The sequence below is a fragment of the Okeania sp. SIO3I5 genome (assembly GCF_010672085.1).
In the GTDB taxonomy this organism is placed as follows: domain Bacteria; phylum Cyanobacteriota; class Cyanobacteriia; order Cyanobacteriales; family Microcoleaceae; genus Trichodesmium.
Genome location: NZ_JAAHHT010000507.1, coordinates 1 through 1,737, shown reverse-complemented (window position 1 = coordinate 1,737; position 1,737 = coordinate 1). Strand labels below are relative to the sequence as shown.

The 1,737-nt window shown below is 33.2% G+C and carries 1 protein-coding gene; it reads left to right on the top strand.

Annotated features, from left to right (window positions below):
* Nucleotides 1-1,183 (top strand): sodium:solute symporter family transporter (locus F6K40_RS40060; protein WP_293145862.1); only part of this gene is annotated, 1,183 nt, incomplete at its 5' end.
* Nucleotides 1,184-1,737: the final 554 nt, after the last annotated feature.

Genomic DNA, 1,737 nt, shown 5'->3' with positions numbered 1-1,737 from the left:
CTTTATTACTTTTAAAACAGTAAGTTTGCCAGAGACTTTTGCTATTTCAATTCCAGGTACGGAACAATTACAAGAATGGAGTTTGAGAGAATGGAGTAGTATTATTCCACCGATAAAAATTGATTTACCGGGAGATTATAGTATTTTTAATTTGTTTGGTGGAGTGATGTTATTTTATGTGTTTAAAGTGTTTCTAGAAGGTGGTGCTGGAGGGGGTGGTTATATGATTCAACGTTACTTTGCTGCTAGGAGCGATCGCGAAGCTGGTTTACTTTCTTTATTCTGGATTTTTTTATTATCTTTTCGTTGGCCGTTAGTTACATCTTTGGCAATATTAGGAATAGATTATGGTTTAAAAAATCAGGTAATTTCTGACCCGGAATTAGTATTGCCTACTGTAATTAGTGCATATATTCCAGTGGGAGTTAAAGGTTTATTGGTTGCCTGTTTTATTGCTGCTGCAATGTCAACTTTTGATTCGATTATTAATGCTAGTGCTGCCTATTGGGTTAAGGATATTTATCAAGCTTATATTAAACCTGAAGCTTCGGATCAACAATTGGTTAATCAAGGTCGTTTGGCGTCTATTTTTATTGTTGGTTTGGGATTAATTTTTAGTTTTAATATTACGAATATTAATGAGATTTGGGGATGGTTGACTTTAGGGTTGGGAACTGGATTATTTATTCCTTTAGTTTTGAGATGGTATTGGTGGCGATTTAATGGTTATGGATTTGCTATTGGTACTGGTGCAGGTTTGGTTGCAGCTATTTTGACTAAAGCGGTGATTTTACCTTTTTTGAATATGCCTCAATTTCAAGAATATATTCTGTTTTTAGTTCCGAGTATTTGTTCTTTTTTAGGATGTATTTTGGGAACATTGTTAACTCCAGCAACTAACTTGGAAGTGGTTGATAATTTTTATCGGGTGACTAAACCTTTTGGTTTTTGGGGAGTGGTTAGTCAGAATTTGCCAACTAATATTCAAGCAAAAATTGAAAGGGAAAATCGACGAGATATTTTGGCAACTTTGATTGCTATTCCTTGGCAGTTGGTTTTATTTTTGATGGGAATGATGTTGATGATCAAGCAGTGGGATAATTTTGGTGTTTTATTGTTGATGTTTATTTTGTTGTCGATCGGATTATATTTTACTTGGTTTAGACATCTGAATAAAATATAAGACTTCTTGTAGAAGTCAGTGAATAGAGGGATGAAATTTTTCATTTCATATTTTGTTGATTTGATTGAAAATTTGGGAAGATGTCTTGAGCAATATGTGGATAGGTTGTCAGATTTTTCCTTGAGTTGGCACAACAAACTCTGACATTTTTTTTACTAATCATTGAGGATTGATATACAGAGGTAAATAATTAACTATCGGAAGTCAGAAAATAGGAAATAGGTAATAGAGGGATGAAATTTTTCATTTCATATTTTGTTGATTTGATTGAAAATTTGGGAAGATGTCTTGAGCAATATGTGGATAGGTTGTCAGATTTTTCCTTGAGTTGGCACAACAAACTCTGACATTTTTTTTACTAATCATTGAGGATTGATATACAGAGGTAAATAATTAACTATCGGAAGTCAGAAAATAGGAAATAGGGAATAGAGGGATGAAATTTTTCATTTCATATTTTGTTGATTTGATTGAAAATTTGGGAAGATGTCTTGAGCAATATGTGGATAGGTTGTCAGATTTTTCCTTGGGTTGGCACAACAAACTCTGACATT